We start from the raw sequence: 18,380 nt of genomic DNA on the forward strand, positions 1-18,380 counted from the left end.
ACCTAAATCAAAGCATTTCATCGTAATTATGATACTGGCTTGGGGTAAGATTTCTAGCCTCTTTTTCTTCTAATTCCGTAATGTAGTTTCTCGCCATATAAAAGCCTAAACAACCAAATATAACTGACCCGACTGCCTGCCCAAATAGTATTCCCTCAGCCCCCATAAACAAAGCAAAGATCGTAATCAAAGGCAAAGTCCCCAATGTCGCACGCCCAAAATTAAGCAAGGTACTATTTAAAGGTTTGCCTAAATTATTAAAAGCAGCAATAGCGATAAATAACAAACTTTGAAAGAAAAAACTGAACGACACAAAAGTTGCAAAAAAGTGTATAAGATCGGCACTCTCTTGAGTTGCGCTAAACACAGCAACCAACCAATCTTGCATATTATACAAAACAAGACACAAGACGACACAATAACCAAACGCATAAATAACAGCGCTACTCATTGCCCTGTGCATCCGATCAAAACGACCAGCACCATAGTTTTGCCCTAAAATCGGCCCAACAGCGCCAGACAAAGCAAACACACCAGCAAAAACAACGGGGATAACACGCCCAATAATCGCCACAGCGGCAACAGCATCGTCACCAAATGAAGATGTGTGCTCCATGACAATGGCGTTCGCCAAAGGAGAAGACATATTGGTCAACATGGCAGGAACTGCAATGACAGAGATACATTTCACATCTTTGAAAAAATCCATCAAGTCGAATTCTGCCAACATTTTATGCACATATACCACACCATAATAAGATACGGCCACCATAGAAAAACGGGCTATCAAAGAAGCAATTGCGGCGCCCTGCACACCCAACCCAAATCCAAAAATAAAAATAGGATCGAGCACAGCATTAATTAAACCGCCAATCAGTGTCGCATACATAGCACGACGTGCATCGCCCAACGCACGCATAATCCCTGAACCAATCATGCCAATCATAACGGCTGGCATGCCGAGAATAAGAATTTGCAGATAGCCAGTCGCTAAATCTAACGTCAGACCTGTGGCACCAACAAACAGAAGAATATGAGGGATTTTTGGCCATAACAGCCAAACAACAACAGAAGAAAAAACGATACCAAATGCCAACACATTTACAGCTCGACGTTTGGCCAATTCAATATCGCCCTCACCTACTGCCTTTGAAACCAAAGCTGTCGCAGAAATAGAGACGGCAATGCTTAATGAAATAGTAAAGAACATAATCGCGCTAGAAAAACCGACAGCGGCAACGGCTTCTTTTTCACCCAACATGGAAAGAAAGAGCATATCAACCAGATCAACAATAAACATGCACATCAGGCCAAATGCACCTGTCATCGACATAATGACAACATGCTTAAACGTTGAACCTTGTGTGAGTTTTGCCGGACTTGGCATTTTGTCTCCTGAAAATACGGCCTAAAATACAATTTAAAGGCGAAACGCTGAAAATAAAAAAACCGGACAAGCTAGTCCTTGTCCGGTTCCTTATTTTGTCATGTCTCACCTTTTGAGAGAATCCTTACTTTACCGATAACGCTAATGAATAGAGGAATTCTCACGATTAAAGACAATTTTCTCTACATCGGTAAAACGCTCTGCGAAGTGTACAGTCATTCCATCTTTTACCGAATCTGGCAGTTCTTCAAAGTCTCGACGATTAGGCTCTGGCAAAATTACTTCATTAATTTTACTGCGTTTGGCTGCAATAATCTTTTCTCGAATACCGCCAACAGCGAGTACTTGTCCTGTTAATGTTAGCTCTCCCGTCATGGCTAATCCTCGGCGCACAGGCTCACCTTTCGCCAACGACAATAAAGCCGTCGCCATAGAAATACCCGCACTTGGGCCATCTTTCGGTGTAGCACCTTCTGGCACATGCAAATGCACCAGAGACTTATCAAAGAACTCCGGTGATTTCTGGTAACTCTTCGTATGCGAGAAAACATAGGAATAAGCAATTTCTGCCGATTCTTTCATTACATCACCTAGTTTACCAGTGAGTTTCAAGCCTCTCGTAAGTTCATGCACTTTATTCGCTTCAATTGGCAATGTTGCGCCGCCCATTGATGTCCAAGCCAATCCAGTCACCACACCAACACCTTGTATGGTTTTTTCAGGACGAAAATAAGGCATCCCAAGCAAGGTTTCTACGTCTTTCACTCCAACATTAATGTTTTCTTTTTCACCCGTTATTAATTCAACAACCGATTTCCTTAACACTTTTTGCAGGAGTTTATCCAAACCTCGCACACCCGCTTCACGAGCATAATGCTCAATTATATGACGCAATGCGGCATCCGTAATATTTAACTGTTTTTTAAGCAGCTTGTTTTTCTTAAGCAATTTTGGCCATAGGTGTTGCTTAGCGATGGCGAGCTTTTCTTCACCGATATAACCAGAAAGACGAATTACATCCATTCGGTCTAACAAAGGCGCTGGGATCGTATCCAATTGGTTCGCTGTACAGATGAATAGTGCCTTAGACAAATCAATACGCATGTCTAAATAGTGGTCTAAAAACTCACTGTTTTGTTCTGGGTCTAATGCTTCTAATAAAGCAGACGCTGGATCGCCTTGAAAAGAGTTACCTATTTTGTCAATTTCATCCAACATAATAACAGGGTTTTCGACCTCAACATCTTTTAATGCCTGAACAAACTTACCAGGTAAAGCACCAATATAAGTACGTCGATGTCCTTTAATTTCGGCTTCATCACGCATTCCTCCCAAACTAAATCGATAAAATTTACGATTTAAAGACATCGCTACAGATTTACCAATCGAGGTTTTACCCACGCCTGGCGGCCCCACAAGCAACAGTATAGAACCGCCCATTTCACCACGGTGCGCACCAAGTGCTAAAAACTCAACAATGCGATCTTTAATATCGCCAAGCCCTGCGTGGTGTGATTCAAGTACATCGCGGGCAAGTTTAATATCCAGATTATCGTTAGAGTGAACACCCCAAGGCAATGACGTCGCCCAATCTAAATAATTTCGTGTCACTCCGTATTCTGGCGAACCGGTTTCAAGAATGCTGAGCTTATGGAGCTCTTCTTGTATTTTATCGCTGACTGCTTTGGTAAATGTTTTACCTTCTAGTCTTGCTTCAAAGGTCTCTACATCAGAAGTGCGGTCATCTTTCGAAATACCCAGCTCTTTTTGAATTATCTTCAACTGTTCTTTAAGGAAAAAATCACGCTGATGCTTGCTGATTTTGTCGTTCACTTCAGCGCTTATTTCATTTTGTAAGTGTGCGATTTCGAGTTCTTTTTTCAACAAGGTAAGCGATAAATGCATACGTGACTGAACGTGAGTCGTCGCCAGCACGTCATACAACTCATCGGATTCCGCCGAGGTTATAGACGCTGCAAAATCTGCTAGCAAACCTGACTCATTAAACGAAAAACGTCCAAGGTACTGTTTTAGATCTTCACTGAATAAAGGGTTTAGACGGATCAACTCTTTGATTGCGTCCAAAATTGCGATGGAATAGGCTTTTGATTCATCATCATTGGTTTTTAAATCACTGATATAACGAACTCGAGCCAAATAAGGTGCCGTATCATTTAACCACTCAACAACCTCAAAACGTTTCACACCTTGTGCTAGAAACGTCAGTTTATCGTTCTGTTTTTCTGCTTTGTGCATTCGAGCCACACAACCGACGGGACGAAATGAATCAACAGAAGGCGTTTTATTGCCTTCTTTATCCGCATACACTAAACCAACAACGGCCTGTGGATGTTCAGCAATACGCTCTAAAGTGTCTTCCCATTTATCCGCATCAACCATGACAGGCTGAATTTGAGCCGGAAAGAAAGGTCGGCTGGAAATTGGCAGGATATACAAAGTCTCAGGTAACACATCGTCAGGAAGTGCCAAACCTTTTGGATCATTAACAATCACGTCCTCTTCTTCGATTGCCGCGTCATTTTCTTCTACGTTTGAATACTGCTCGTCATCACTCATAATTAATTTCTCAATAAAGCCTTTTTCAGAGAGGCATAAATCTGTCTGATTATGTTTGTTACCTCTTATGTAATGACGATATCGACGAAAACAATACCTTTCGCTTTTTTTCAAAATACTTGCTCACTTGATAAAACCGACCTAAGAGACAGGATTAGTTATTTGGTCGGTTCTCACTTAGTGCTATTATATAAATATCGATATCTCTTCAATATCACTCTCTTTAGTTTATAGAAAAAGGAAAGGCCAATGACTCGCGATGAACTCCTTAGCACCTACCAAGACATCTTTGTAATAGAACATCCCTTCGTGAAACATAAGCTCACCAGCCTTCGAGATAAAAATACCAGTACGCGTGAATTCCGCATGTTAGTTGAAGAACTTGGAACGCTAATCGGTTACGAAGCCACTCGTGATCTAGAAACAATGGATATTGAAATCGAAACGCCATTAGAAAAAGCCATGTGTCCGGCATTAAAAGGCAAAAAGCTTTGTATCGTGACAATCATGCGAGCCGGTAATGGTTTGGCAGAAGGCGTACTGAAATTGTCTCCTTCAGCACGTGTTGGTCATGTTGGCTTATACCGTGACCCTGAAACAAAACAGCCTGTCGAATATTACCTAAAAATGCCTCATTCAGTGAATGAACGTACTATTATCGTCGTTGATCCAATGCTTGCGACAGGTAACTCCGCCATTATGGCAATCGATAAAATGAAAGAAATGGGTGCAACGGACATACGATTCATCTGTCTTTTTGCTGCGCCAGAAGGCATTGAAGCATTCAAAAAAACTCACCCAGATGTTGCAATGTATATAGGCTCGATCGACCGTGGACTAGACGAACACGCTTATATTCGTCCGGGTGTTGGTGATGCTGGAGACCGTATTTACGGTACTCGATAAGTATTTTGGCAACGCTTATTTAACAACCCATTATTTAGTAAAAAAACCTCTCTTTTCATTAGAAAATGAGAGGTTTTTATTTGACAAAATAATCACTTACTTAGAATTTTCATTTATTCAGCAGCTAGCTCTTCAGTGCGAGAAAGGCGCCTGCACTTACCATAATTCCACCCGCTGTTTTATTTAACGTTTTCATAGAGCGTTCAGACCTCATGAAGCGCCTTGCTTGAGATGCGCTCACTGAAATCATGGTTAATCCAAGCATTAAACCAGCAAAAGTAAGTGCAGAAGCCAAAACAATATCAGGGCCTTTTAAAACCGTTAAATCCATAAATGTCGGTAAAAAAGCAATATAAAACAATATAACTTTAGGGTTTGATGCTGAAATCATAAAACCCTGTATAAAACTTCCAATCTCATTATGTGATTCAAGAGTGTCTTCTTCTGAAGGCGCTGACACAGGTGCCACCCACATTCTCCAACCTAAGTACATAAGATACGCAGCACCAAGATAACGAATCATTAAGAAAACACCTTCCCAAGCTGACGCGATAGCCGCCAAGCCATAACAGGCCATCACCAAATAACCGATATCACTTAAAATCATTCCTATAGACAAGGAGACGCTAGCCCGAGCACCTTTTGTCATACTTCTCGCCAAGATAGCAAACACGCCTGGCCCTGGCGTAATACCAAAAATAAAAATCGCCAGAAAAAATGTAATACCGCTTTCTAATGTCATACCTCAACCTCCGTGACTCGACAGCCGGCCAATACCATGCGCGTAATAAACTGCTTGGCTTCCTCGTAGTCTGACTCTTCTAGCTCTTCTTTTTGCAACATGATTTTCACCTGAGCATCAAAATCAGCGTAAGTTTGAGTCATAGCCCAAATACTGATAAAAAGATGTTCAGTAGAAACTGGCGCCATTAATCCTTTTTCCACCCATATTTGTATGGTTGCCTTTTCTCGGGCTAATTCGGTTACAAATAAACGCCTCAAATAGTCCAAAACAAAATCTTCTTCACCAATTAATGCCATAGCAAAGACTTTCGATGCATTTTTATTGGTACGAGATTGTTCTATTTTTTCACTGATGTAACGCGACAAGTTTTTTTGAGGCCCGTCATCTACGTTAAATTCGCTAACAGAGCTCAACCAAAGGTGAAGAATCCGCCCTAAAACCGCTTCTAATAAATCTTTTTTAGAACGGTAGTAATAGTGAATATTGGCTTTAGGAAGACCAGCTTCGTCAGCAATCATCTGTGTTGTGGTTTTGGCTAAACCTTGTCGAGCAAAAACACGTTCTGAGGTTTCCAAAATAAGTTCTTGGTTTTGCGCTCGTATATGAGATTTCAACTGATCTTTTGGTCGTTTTACTTCGCTCAAGGATTAGCCTCACTGATCAAATATCTACTGAAAGGGGGAATTCTCGTATTGCATTATCGTCCTTAGCAATACATTAGAAGAATAACATTTTTTAGAATGGCCAAGAAGCAATTACAAAAATTGAATAAAAAAAGGGAGCCGAAGCTCCCCATTTCCCCTCGCAGCAGAGACGTTAGTGACTATAGGCATTCATCACTAGGCTAACTGCTACACCACGTTGGCGCTGTTATTGACAGGTAAACACACTATCAATGTTCGGTTTCGATGATAAAAATCACCGCCGGATGCTGTAAAAAATAACACCCGAAAAGGGTAATACTGATTTAATAAGACCGACCTAGGAGGATCTTAATGAATAAAGTGCAGCCTCTTTCTAAATTCTATACTTTTGAATGTGTATACGTTGATTATAAACAGGTGTTTTGACAGTGCAATAGATTGACAAGAAAAAATTGACCGATCGATCAATTTTATCGTCATGTTATATATTCTTGGGGCTGGGTGACTTAGAAACGCGGTTTCGACCTTTCTTTTTTGAAACATAAAGCGCTTCATCTGCTCTTTTTAATACAGAGCTAGGCTCCTCACCTGTAGAAGCAAAAGCAAAAGCAACACCAATACTCGCGGTTACATTTACGTTTACATCTTTTTTCTTTTTTGGGTCAAACACCTCAACCAACGCACTCTCGATTTCTTCACGAACTTGCTCTAATGTTTCTTCAACATGATCGGCAGCTTTACTAGAAAAAACGATGGTAAATTCTTCCCCTCCATAACGAAAAGCACGCCCAGGCGTAGAAAACTGTTTAAGCTGAGTAGCGACACTTTTAAGCACCTTATCGCCCATGTCATGACCGTAGGTATCATTAAATTTTTTAAAGTGATCAATATCGACCATAGCAATCGCGTATTGTTTAGATAAACCGACCAAACGCTCATTCAAAGCTCGTCGACCTGGTAATTTAGTCATGTCATCTAAGTAAGCCATGCGATGACTTTCCATTAACAAAAACCAAATCCACAATAAAAACTGTGCTGATAATAAGGCATCGAATTGACTGTCCAATATCGAGAAATGACTAGTAATTAATAAGCTAACAATACTAATGAGCCCACATGCTCTAAAGGTGTCACCACTCAACCACCAAGCAGCGCCTATTGCAAAAACACTAATAAGGAGAACTGTCCAAAGTAAAACTGTTGACCAAGTTATTTCTGTATATAAAAAATCGTGGTCTAAAAAAGCAAAAGAAATCCAACTACGCTCAATGGCATAACACCAACACACAAGCATTAAGACGAATAAAATTCGATTCACTGCAAAGCGATTAAAAAATCCTCTTTCAGGGAGAAAACTTAATAAAGAAATGCAAAAGCAGGACACAACAAGATACGCAGTTAATGAGGCTTCTTGATCAGAATCACCGTACAACTTAGGAATCAAGAGTAAAAGGGCCAGAATAAAGACTCGGCCTTTATTAAAGTGCCAAGCAAGAAGAATCGCTATGCCTGCCAAAATCAGTGGCAACAACGGCAATAGGCCAAGCCACAAAGGCGGCAAATGATCTACAGATAGGCTGGCATAAACACTGACCATTAAGATTAAAAAAGGCGCCAACAATGACTTCAAACGCTCAGACATAAAAATTCAGACCCATCGAATCATTCGACCAAAAACAGCAGACATAGTGCCTTGAATACGAGTTTTTTTCATTACTTCATTTAACTATTCTATATCACGCTGGCATAAAGAAACACGCACGAAGTACTTGATACATTGAAGTAAATTTATTAATGAAAACAATATGGTCGGAGCATTTTATAAGAAACACTCAAAAACTGCACTATACGCCAACCAAAGAAATACGGTCAAAGAAAATGAAAAGCTGTTGGATAAGTCTATTAAAGTGCCTCTTTTTTAAGGATAATAGCAATGCTATTTTTACAAATTCCTTACTGATTCTTTAAATATTCATATTTAAGTCATTAGTATTAAAATTCATTTGAGACTCGTGGTTTTTATGAAAAACAGACGCTTAGACATTTCTTTTTCCATCATTATTCTTATATTGGTGATTATTGCTATATCTATTGGTAATAACAATCATGATGATTCAAACCTTGCCCAAGACGATACCTCTCAAGAAGATAGCAACGAAGCAAGCCCATATGAAAAAAGCTATTTCTTATCTCACCCAATTCAAACAGAAGCCCCAGTTTTTTCAGAAATCGCAAATATTAAAGCTAGAAAAGAAGCATTTTTTAACTATCTAGCACCGTTTGCAAATGAAAAAAACCAACTGACTTTAGCAGACCGAAAGCGAATATCTGCTTTAATAAGCAGTAGCAAGACAATGTCTACAGCAGATAAAGAGTGGGTCACTTCTCTGCGAAAATCCCACAAACTAAAACAGTATGAAGAATATTCAAAAGCAGATTTAAAAGACTTACTACAACGCGTCGATATTATTCCTATTTCTCTCGTATTAGCACAGGCCGCTAACGAATCAGCTTGGGGAACGTCTCGCTTTGCGACGCAAGGAAACAATTTTTTCGGTCAGTGGTGCTTTCGTAAAGGCTGTGGCTTAGTCCCTGAATCTAGAGACAGTGATGCGGATCATGAAGTTCGCAAATTTCATGATGCTCGTGAGTCTGTTTTTGCTTACATAGACAATCTAAACAGCAATGCCGCCTATAAAAAACTTAGAGCCTCTCGTGCTGCACTACGCCAAAAAGGCAAATCAATTTCAGGGTTGGTTTTAGTCCATGGTCTCGAGCATTATTCAGAGAGAGGGCAAGATTATGTTGACGAAATTAAAGGGCTTATAAACTACAACAAACTATGGCGCTTTAATAAATCCCAGCCAAGTAAAAAAGCACAATAAATCCACATAAGTATTAGGAAATCTCTTCGATGGGGTGGCTAAGAGTGCCGCCCTTCATTACAATACCGTAATATTTTACCCACTCATCAAACGAGGAAATTTAATTGGCCCGTTTACCTGTTATTGTTGGCTTTGGCGGAATCAATTCGGCTGGTCGTACTTCTTCTCATCAAGCATATCGCCGTATTGTCTTTGATCTTCTTCCAAGTTCAATTCAGCAGAATGTCATACTCGACCTTGCGACTCTAACCAACATGGCTGAACACAAAAATGGCATGTGGCATACAGAAGATGGAGAAGTATTGGATTCAGCTTCCCTTGTTGATCGAATGGGTGATTCTTTACTGGCGCAGACTTTGATTCGTCGAATTCACCCAAGCCTATTTGACGTTGATCATGTTGTCCTACACAAATCTGCGACCTTGAGTGCAAATCATTCCGAAGAGAAATTAAGCTTCACGACAAAAACACGTTCTTTACCAAAAGATCGCCCGACAAATTGGCAAGTGACTGAAATATCAGACACGTTAAGCGAAGTCACGGTTGATGGAAATCTAGAGACCTTTATCAAAGACACTCGCGCCCTTTCTGTTAAATCCGCAGGTCAGCTCCCTACAGGGTTTGATCCTTCAAAATTGTATCAAAGCCGAAATCATCCACGTGGCCTACAGATGACAGTCTACGGCGCATCGGATGCAGTCAAGAGCAGCGGCATCGATTGGGAAACCATTCGAAGTAAAGTCGCTCCAGATCAAATGGCTGTCTATGCAGCAAATTCTATTGGTCAAATGGATGATCTGGGTTTTGGTGGCATGCTGAAGTCTGCATTAATGGGCAAACGCACAACCTCAAAACACCTTCCTCTTGGCTACGCACAAATGCCTGCTGACTTCGTCAATGCTTACATTTTAGGTAGCGTTGGTAACGTAGGAACAGCAATTGGCGCTTGTGCCACTTATTTTTTCAATTTAGAAAAAGCCATTGATGGCATTAAAACAGGAAAATTCCGTGTTGCCATGGTGGGTGGTAGCGATGCCCCAATCACACCAGAAATCATTGAGGGCTTCCGCACCATGGGTGCTTTAGCAGAAGACACTGCATTGCTTGCATTGGATCAGATTAGCAATCGAGAAGAACCTGATCACACTCGCAGCTGTCGACCATTCGCGCAAAATTGTGGCTTCACAATTGGTGAATCTAGCCAATGGACGTTATTGATGGACGATGAACTCGCCATTGAATTAGGCGCTGAAATTTTTGGTTCTATTCCTGCAGTATTTTCTCATGCCGATGGCCACAAAAAGTCTATCTCAGCACCGGGTATTGGTAACTATCTAACCATGAGCAAAGCCATGGCTTACCTAGAAAATATTATAGGTAATGAAGGCTTAACTGAACGCACTTTCATTCAGGCTCACGGTACCAGTACACCTCAGAACCGAGTGACTGAATCTCATGTATTAAGTAAAGCGGCCACCAGCTTTGGGGCATCTGCGATGCCAGTTGTGGCAATGAAGGCTTTCTTAGGTCATTCACAAGGAACCGCTGGCGGAGACCAACTCCATCTATCTTTAGGTGTTTGGAAAGATGGTATCCTGCCTGGCATTATAACATCGCAAGCTGTTGCAGACGATGTTTACCAAGACGGCCTGAAATTCCAACTTAAGCATGAAGTTTATGGCAAAGACTATTTTGAAGCCGCTCTTCTAAACTCAAAAGGGTTTGGTGGCAATAACGCAACAGCGGTATTACTTTCTCCAAATCAAACGATGAGAATGCTGGGTAAACGCTATAGTGCAGCGCAAATGGATGACTATAAATCCAAAAATACTCAAGTAACAGAATCAGCAGAAAGCTACAATCAAGCCGCCATTAAGGGTGAGGCATTGCCTATCTACAAGTTTGGCTTCAATGTGCTTGGTGGAGAGGATTTAGATATTAGCAATAATGAAATCCGCCTTCCTAGCTATGACATTCCTGTTAGTCTTAATTTAGAAAACGACTTCTCTGATCTAAAGTAACCGAGCCAGATCACGATAGTTGCATCTTACGTAAAAACGCCTCCTTTCTTATGTTTAAGATTGGAGGCATTTTTTTATCTATTCATTTATATTGAGCCTAACTGAATATCGCTTTACTTATAAATGGTAAAAACCAATTGAGCGGTCTTGGATTTGGTGGATACTCATCTCGATATAATATAAGTCACGCATTATATCGACCGTCATTAACTCTTCTGGCGAACAGTCATAAACCACAGCTCCTTCTTTCATCGCAATAATTCTATCGGCATAACAAGATACAAATTAATATCGTGCAGTACCACAACAACCTGCTTTCCAAGCTCATCCTCAGCACGTCGAATAAGCTTCATAATACCCACCGCATGCTTCATATCTAAATTATTAAGAGGCTCATCAAGTAATAGGTATTTCGTATCCTGACAGTTTGGTTTATCTATAAAAATTATAATGGCGACTTGAAGAAAGAATTGAATTATCCTTTAAATATAGACCGAGCTGAACGCCAAAAAGGCAGTATCAAAGCTGTTATCAAGCAACTTATTGCTCCATAAGATAATAAATAAGTACTCTCTAACGCACTATGATTCAAATACAAATTCAACACCACATAATTTGGTAAAACGATAAATAACCACATACCAATCACCAAGACAAAACGTCCAAAGGCTGACGTTCCTTTAACACGAATTAAAAGCCAAGCAACAAAAAGCACATGCACAAAAATCGAACAAAAGATAAGCGTTATCATACCTACAGAAAGATGTTGAGGCTTATCACCTGTGATTTTAATAGCACCCTCTAAAAACGACAAAGAAGGCGCGAAAGAATACCAAGCAATAGCAGCCAGTATTTGAAATAAAAATACCAACATAATTGCTTTATAATTAATCTTGTACACAGCACCTCCTACCTTTGTTGTTTACATGTAGTCAACCATTCTAATTTGCTTGATACAATCCTTTGACTAAGTTTCTTAATTTCGAGCGCCATGGACGCTGCTTTATACCAAAGTGATTGAAAATTTTCCGACAAGATAACGATTGCCTTCGCATGACACTATCTTGCGTCTCTGAAAATTCATCTCCAATTGCTTCGACCTCTACCTGCGCTTTCGGATCAAACTGACCAGATGTGGCAACAATTGCTTCCACCAAACCAATCCAACTTATTTCCTCTGCACAACAATAATGGTAAACACCTTTATTTTCTGAACCATAATGACCTTGGTTGACCATTGATAAAATAACTCTAACTAAGTCAGAAATAGGGGTTGGACTACCAATCAAATCATCTTTATATGCAAGGTTTACACCATCTTGAATCAAGCCAAGTGTTCGACAAACAAAATCGTCACCCTGACCACTAAATAACCACCCAGTTCGCAATACAATATTATCAGGGTGACTCAGCACGATAGACTCAGCCTCAATTAACGCGAGTGCATAGGGTTCATTACTATCAGGTTCATCCATTTCTGCGTAAGGAGCATCTTTTGTACCAGAAAAAATTCTAGCACTACTAACCATGATAAAGGGCGTATCTTCCCGATGACTCAGATAATGTAAAGTAGATTGAAATTTGCCGTAATCATCCTGCAAGGCATAACGTAAACTCAGCGCATCAATCACTACATCAAACTGTAGAACATCCAATTCGGCTTGCCCGTTACTTCCAGACAAAACCGATTCTTCCGGACACAACCATTCAAACTCTTTCTTTTCTTTAGAAAGTTGTAATAACGACGAACCGACTTCCGTTGTACTACCCAATAGAAGAATACGAATTGGAGCATTAATATCTTGTACTGTATTCAAAGTAAACCCTCGTGCCACTTAGGAAAAACCCTAAGTAGATTAGCATACGTCTGCGCTGTAATCTGCCTCTCTGTTTCCCCTCTTATTTGTGCAACATGTTCAGCAATAATAGGAATAGAAAGTGGCGTATTAATTTGTCCCTGAAAGCCATTAAGCGGCATATCAGGCGAATCAGTTTCCAGTACAAATGCACTGCGCTCTAAGGCATTCAAAACTCGGTGTGCTTTTTTTGCTCTAGAATAAGTAATAGTTCCACCCACTCCAAGAACAAAACCCAAATCTATAAAGCGTTTCGCCTGCTCAAGGCTACCGTTAAAAGCGTGAACAATACCACCTCGCTTAAATTTCGTTTCACGCAAACATTTAAATACAAGGTCATAACTTTTTCTAGCATGTAAAATCACAGGCAAATTTAACGACTTAGCAACTAATAATTGACGAGAAAAGAAATCTATCTGGATATTTATATCGACAGAACCCGGCCAACAATCCAAACCAATTTCGCCCACCGCAATTGCCTGAGCCGCTTCACATTGATCCCCCAGTAAATCTATTTCCGCTAACTGTGACTCTCGAAGAAAATAAGGATGCAATCCGTAAGCAGCACGCCACTGAGGATAATGCGCCGCAAGGGCTTGCAATTTAGACCAACTTAAACACGTTGTAGCAGGCACAAGAAAACCCAACACGCCATGATTTTCGCACTGTGTCATCAACACATCACGCTGGTCGTCGAATATATCAAAATCAAAGTGACAATGGCTATCGATAAGCATATACAAAAGATTACATTATTTATGGCATAAAGCGCTAGATTATAAAATGATCAAAAACAAAAAAGCCGTGCAAAATGCACAGCTTTTTAAAATAACCACAAAGAAACTAGTTTATAGTGATGGACCAGCCTTCACAATATCGGCTGAAACAGTGTCAAATTTCTTAAAGTTAACAACAAATTGAGTAATCAAATTTTTTGCCTGAACTTCATAGGCAGATTGATCTGACCAAGTTTTACGAGGATTAAGCAATACACTGTCTACGCCCGGAACTTGAGTCGGCACATCTAGATTCACACCTTCTAGATGCTCAGTACTTGCTCCAACTAAAGCGCCAGATTGAATAGCCGCAATAACGGCACGAGTCGTTGGGATGCTAAAACGCTTACCACCTTGACCATGTGCTCCGCCTGTCCAACCGGTATTAACCAAATAAACCTGACTACCAAACTCTTCAATACGCTTAATGAGAAGGTCCGCGTAGACATCAGCAGCACGAGGAAAGAAAGGCGCTCCGAAGCAAGTAGAGAACGTTGACTTAATACCAGTCCCTGCACCCATTTCGGTAGAACCAACTAGCGCAGTATAACCACTTAAAAAGTGGTAAGCTGCGGCCTCTTTAGAAAGAATAGAAACGGGTGGTAAAACACCGGTTAAATCGCACGTCAAAAAGATAATTGCATTAGGCTCACCAGCACGATTACCAGCCGCTCGCTTCTCGATATGTTCACGAGGATAGCCTGCTCGGCCATTTTGAGTTAACGAAGTATCTGCATAATCTGCAACTCGCGATTCAGCATCTAATACAACGTTTTCTACAATTGCGCCAAATTTAATCGCATCCCAAATAATAGGCTCATTCTTCTGAGATAGGTCGATTGTTTTTGCGTAGCAGCCACCCTCTATATTAAAGACCGTATCCTTGCCCCAACCATGTTCATCATCACCAATCAAAAAACGTTCTGGATCAGCGGATAGAGTCGTTTTGCCTGTTCCGGACAAGCCAAAAAATAAAGTAACATCCTCGTCCGCACCCACATTAGCAGCACAATGCATTGGCAACACATCATGCGCTGGTAATAAATAGTTTTGTACAGAGAACATTGCCTTCTTCATTTCACCCGCATAACGCATACCCGCAATCAGAACTTTGCGCTCAGCAAAGTTCAAAATCACACAGCCATCCGAATTGGTTCCATCACGCTCTGGCTCACATACAAAATTAGGTGCATTTAAAATCTGCCACTCACCCTTTTCAGAAGGGTTATAAGCATCTGGACGTATAAATAAATTGCGACCAAACAGCTGATGCCATGCCGTTTCAGTACGCATAATCACAGGTAAATAATATTCATCGCCCGCACCAACATGAAGATTAGACGCAAATGATTCACGACCGTCCAAATAATCCGTCACTCTATCCCACAATGGAGCAAATTTTGCTTCAGAAAATGGACGATTAACACTACCCCATTGAATATTGTCCTTGCTTGACGATTCTTCCACGATAAAACGATCCATTGGAGAACGCCCTGTACGAGCTCCTGTCTCAACGACTAGCGCTCCATTATTGGCAAGAACACCTTCATTATTCAGAAGGGCTTTTTCAACCAACTGAGGTGTAGTTAAATTTTTATGTGTTCGTGTCGCACTTATTGGGGCATTCATGTCGCTAAATCCTCTGAGCTATAAAGATTAGTCTGGTCATTAAAGTTGTTGCAGGCGTCTTTTTCCTACACCATTCGATACTAACAAAACAATCTAAAAAAACATATCCTTATAATAATATGTTATTTTATTACCATTATGAAAGGATAACAAAAATATAACGCTTTGATTTGTATGACAAAATAGAAAAAACAGAATTTTTGATCATATTTGTGAAAGACCTATACTATTTGCCATATTGGTGTGATGTGTTCTTGTAATTTTATTTCTTTTTTGCCGACTCCACACAAAAAACAAACGCACCATAGGGTGTTAATTTTATATAAATAAAAAACACATCTATTGCCCTAACTCAAGAAAAGCGACTAACGCTATAAAGTTTCTTTAAAAAAACATCAAGAAAACACAATTATTTAAGTTTTTCTCTCTTTCAATGTGTCCTGAACAGTCACGCTTCATGGTAAGATTATTTCTTCAATTCCCCCCCAATTGTTCATTGCTCAAAAGGTTGATCGATATTTATGTTAAAAACGAATCAGAACTGCAATATTGGATTTGTCGGCCTGGGTGTCATGGGTAAAAACTTAGCCTTGAATTTAGCCGATCATGGTTACCGAGTTGCTGGTTTTGACCTTGATACACATAAAATAAAAGACGTTCTCGATACAGAAGCAAAAGAGCGTATTGACGCTTCAGCTGAACCAAGAATTATCGGCTGCTCAAGCATGGAAGACATGCTATCGAATTTGATAAAACCTCGAGTTATCGTTGTTTTGGTTCCAGCCGGAAGCCCTGTAGATGCAGTATGCAACAACCTTATTAAAGCTGGTTTAGAAGCCGACGACATCGTTGTTGACTGTGGCAACAGTCAATGGACAGACACCATTCGTCGTGAATCTGAATACAAAGAAAAATTCAAATTCTTTGGCACCGCAGTATCTGGTGGCGAAGTGGGCGCTCGCTTTGGTCCATCATTAATGCCAGGTGGCGATGCAGACTCTTGGAAATATCTACAGCCAATGTGGGAAGCGGTTGCAGCCAAAGTAGACAAAGACGGAAAACCTATCATTAGCAATACACCAGGCAAACCCGTTACGGAAGGCGAACCTTGTACCGCTTATCTAGGACCAAACGGTGCTGGTCATTATGTCAAAATGGTACATAACGGTATCGAATACGCAGACATGCAGCTTATTTGTGAAGCCTACCATCTACTGCGTTCTTTATTAGGCTACGAGCCAGAAGAGATTGGTAAGCTATTTGAAAAGTGGAACCAAGGCGTTTTAAACAGCTATCTAGTTGAAATTACAGCCGACATTCTTCAGCAATATGACCAGGCAACAGGCGCACCACTTGTAGACATGATTCTTGACAGCGCTGGACAAAAAGGTACAGGCCGCTGGACCTCCATCAGTGCAACTCAAATGGGCGTTCCTGCTGGCATCATCAGTGAATCTGTTTATGCACGCGCGCTCAGTACACTAACAGGTGAACGCGAACATGCAGCAAGCAAACTGATTGCGAATGTAGAAAGTGGTGAGATTGAAGCTGAAGAAGTTGAAAAAGCGATTGAAGAAGCTCTCTATTGCGCGAAGATTTGTGCCTATGCTCAAGGTTTCCAACTAATGCGTGCCGCACAAAAAGAATACGATTGGACGCTTAACTTCAGCGATATTGCAAAAATTTGGCGTGGTGGCTGTATCATTCGCGCCTCTTTCTTACAAAAAATCGCGGATGCTTTTATTGAAAACCCTGAACTTGAAAACCTATTGCTTAGCGACTACTTCGCCGATGCTATGGCAAGCAAACAAGCCGGTCTTCGTAAAACAGTTGTCCTAGCGGCGCAATCAGGTATTCCAGCACCCTCTATCTTCTCTGCTTTGGCTTATTTTGACGGGTACCGCTCTGAAGTACTACCAGCCAATCTATTGCAAGCACAACGAGATTACTTTGGTGCCCACACTTATGAACGAGTAGATGCGGAACCAGGTCAGAAATTTCATACTTTCTGGCAAGAAGAAGGTCGTCCAGAGCGTAAAGCCTGATTTAAAAACAGAATCTAAACCATCTATAAAGAACGCAGACTAAATAAAATTCAGTCTGCGTTTTTTTATGCACTCAACTTCTACTATTTGGCTTCAAAAAAACAAACACGTCAAATACAGAAGCGCTATTTCTTCATTTGCTTTTCCATTGACGTAAGCATCCCTCTCAGCATTCCTAACTCTTGCTGATCTAACCGAGAACGTTGGAATAATCGACGAAATCTTGGCATTACTTGCATTGGCATCTCAGGATCTAAAAACTCAGTCTGTACCAATACTTTTTCAAGATGCTCAAGCAAGTAATCAATTTGCTCAACATTGGCTGCAGGTACATCCCATTTACTCGCCACAACAGGTGCATCTTTCATCAGTAGTGATTTCATTCGCAGTTCATAAGCAATCACTTGCACTGCAGCGCCTAAATTCAGTGAGCTAAAGGTTTCAACAGAAGGAATATGAACGTGATAATTACAGCGCTGCAATTCTTCGTTTGTTAACCCTCGGTCTTCACGACCAAAAACAAACGCGGTTTCTAAACCTTCATCAAATACCAAATCTGCTGCTTGTCTTGGATCAACCAATGGCCAAGGAATATTACGTTCACGAGCACTGGTTCCGATGACTAGCTGACAATCTGCAAGCGCTTCTTCCAATGTCTCTACTACCACGGCATTTTCTAATATGTCCGTTGCACCGGATGCTCGACTCACCGCTTCATCACTTGGATATTGTTTAGGCGCAACCAGATAAAGGTCTGCTAATCCCATATTTTTCATGGCACGAGCAGCGCCTCCAATGTTGCCGGGATGCGATGTATTAACGAGGACAATTCTTACTTTTTTTTGCATTCTATGGACACCAATAATAACGGTCAGATAATGCGACATATCTTAACAGATAATTAACATA

14 protein-coding genes are annotated in these 18,380 nt (G+C 40.7%); 4 read left to right on the forward strand and 10 right to left on the reverse strand.

Annotated features, from left to right (window positions below):
* Positions 1-7: 7 nt before the first annotated feature.
* Entirely contained in the window at positions 8-1,387 is a 1,380-nt protein-coding gene (locus tag MUS1_RS08675; protein ID WP_036161352.1) for an MATE family efflux transporter, read from the reverse strand.
* Positions 1,388-1,528: 141 nt separating this feature from the next.
* Positions 1,529-3,964: an endopeptidase La gene (gene lon, locus MUS1_RS08680; protein ID WP_036161354.1), complete on the reverse strand. Its 2,436-nt coding sequence runs from the start codon at positions 3,962-3,964 to the stop codon at positions 1,529-1,531.
* 249 nt (positions 3,965-4,213) lie between these two features.
* Here lon and upp point away from each other — a divergent pair, with 249 nt between their 5' ends.
* Positions 4,214-4,870: a uracil phosphoribosyltransferase gene (upp, locus tag MUS1_RS08685; protein WP_036161357.1), complete on the forward strand. Its 657-nt coding sequence runs from the start codon at positions 4,214-4,216 to the stop codon at positions 4,868-4,870.
* A 124-nt stretch (positions 4,871-4,994) separates the two neighbouring features.
* On the opposite strand, the gene MUS1_RS08690 is transcribed toward upp, so the two are convergent.
* From MUS1_RS08690 to MUS1_RS08700, 3 genes are all read right to left on the reverse strand, one after another.
* A complete protein-coding gene (locus MUS1_RS08690; RefSeq protein ID WP_036161360.1) occupies positions 4,995-5,612 on the reverse strand; it encodes a LysE family translocator in 618 nt (205 codons plus the stop codon).
* Positions 5,609-6,259: a TetR/AcrR family transcriptional regulator gene (locus tag MUS1_RS08695; RefSeq protein WP_036161362.1), complete on the reverse strand. Its 651-nt coding sequence runs from the start codon at positions 6,257-6,259 to the stop codon at positions 5,609-5,611. The genes MUS1_RS08690 and MUS1_RS08695 overlap by 4 nt, the downstream gene beginning before the upstream one ends.
* 481 nt (positions 6,260-6,740) lie before the next feature.
* Complete coding sequence (locus tag MUS1_RS08700) at positions 6,741-7,901, reverse strand: GGDEF domain-containing protein (protein WP_036161363.1); 1,161 nt, start codon at positions 7,899-7,901, stop codon at positions 6,741-6,743.
* Positions 7,902-8,280: 379 nt separating this feature from the next.
* Between MUS1_RS08700 and MUS1_RS08705 the strand changes: the two genes are divergently transcribed.
* Both MUS1_RS08705 and MUS1_RS08710 read left to right on the forward strand, forming a co-directional pair.
* The gene (locus MUS1_RS08705; RefSeq protein WP_036161365.1) at positions 8,281-9,144 is read left to right on the forward strand and encodes a glucosaminidase domain-containing protein; all 864 of its coding nucleotides are present in this window, start codon (positions 8,281-8,283) and stop codon (positions 9,142-9,144) included.
* Positions 9,145-9,248: 104 nt separating this feature from the next.
* Positions 9,249-11,165, forward strand: coding sequence for a beta-ketoacyl synthase (locus MUS1_RS08710; protein ID WP_036161366.1), 1,917 nt, complete (start codon positions 9,249-9,251; stop codon positions 11,163-11,165).
* Positions 11,166-11,640: 475 nt separating this feature from the next.
* Here the strand turns inward: MUS1_RS08710 and MUS1_RS08720 are convergent, their stop codons facing one another.
* The 4 genes from MUS1_RS08720 to MUS1_RS08735 form a co-directional block, all read right to left on the reverse strand.
* Positions 11,641-12,066, reverse strand: a complete 426-nt coding sequence (locus MUS1_RS08720) for a hypothetical protein (protein WP_036161369.1) — start codon at positions 12,064-12,066, stop codon at positions 11,641-11,643.
* A gap of 40 nt (positions 12,067-12,106) precedes the next feature.
* Complete coding sequence (locus MUS1_RS08725) at positions 12,107-12,982, reverse strand: sugar nucleotide-binding protein (protein WP_036161372.1); 876 nt, start codon at positions 12,980-12,982, stop codon at positions 12,107-12,109.
* Positions 12,979-13,758 (reverse strand): TatD family hydrolase, encoded by a 780-nt coding sequence (locus MUS1_RS08730; protein WP_036161374.1) that lies wholly within the window; start codon positions 13,756-13,758, stop codon positions 12,979-12,981. The genes MUS1_RS08725 and MUS1_RS08730 overlap by 4 nt, the downstream gene beginning before the upstream one ends.
* Before the next feature lie 111 nt (positions 13,759-13,869).
* Positions 13,870-15,426, reverse strand: coding sequence for a phosphoenolpyruvate carboxykinase (locus MUS1_RS08735; protein WP_036161377.1), 1,557 nt, complete (start codon positions 15,424-15,426; stop codon positions 13,870-13,872).
* 521 nt (positions 15,427-15,947) lie between these two features.
* On the opposite strand from MUS1_RS08735, the gene gndA reads away from it, so the two are divergent.
* Positions 15,948-17,471, forward strand: coding sequence for an NADP-dependent phosphogluconate dehydrogenase (gene gndA, locus MUS1_RS08740; protein WP_036161379.1), 1,524 nt, complete (start codon positions 15,948-15,950; stop codon positions 17,469-17,471).
* Positions 17,472-17,596: 125 nt separating this feature from the next.
* On the opposite strand, the gene MUS1_RS08745 is transcribed toward gndA, so the two are convergent.
* Positions 17,597-18,319, reverse strand: a complete 723-nt coding sequence (locus MUS1_RS08745; RefSeq protein ID WP_036161382.1) for an RNA methyltransferase — start codon at positions 18,317-18,319, stop codon at positions 17,597-17,599.
* Positions 18,320-18,380 lie beyond the last annotated feature (61 nt).

The organism is Marinomonas ushuaiensis DSM 15871, from assembly GCF_000521805.1.
Lineage (GTDB): Bacteria > Pseudomonadota > Gammaproteobacteria > Pseudomonadales > Marinomonadaceae > Marinomonas > Marinomonas ushuaiensis.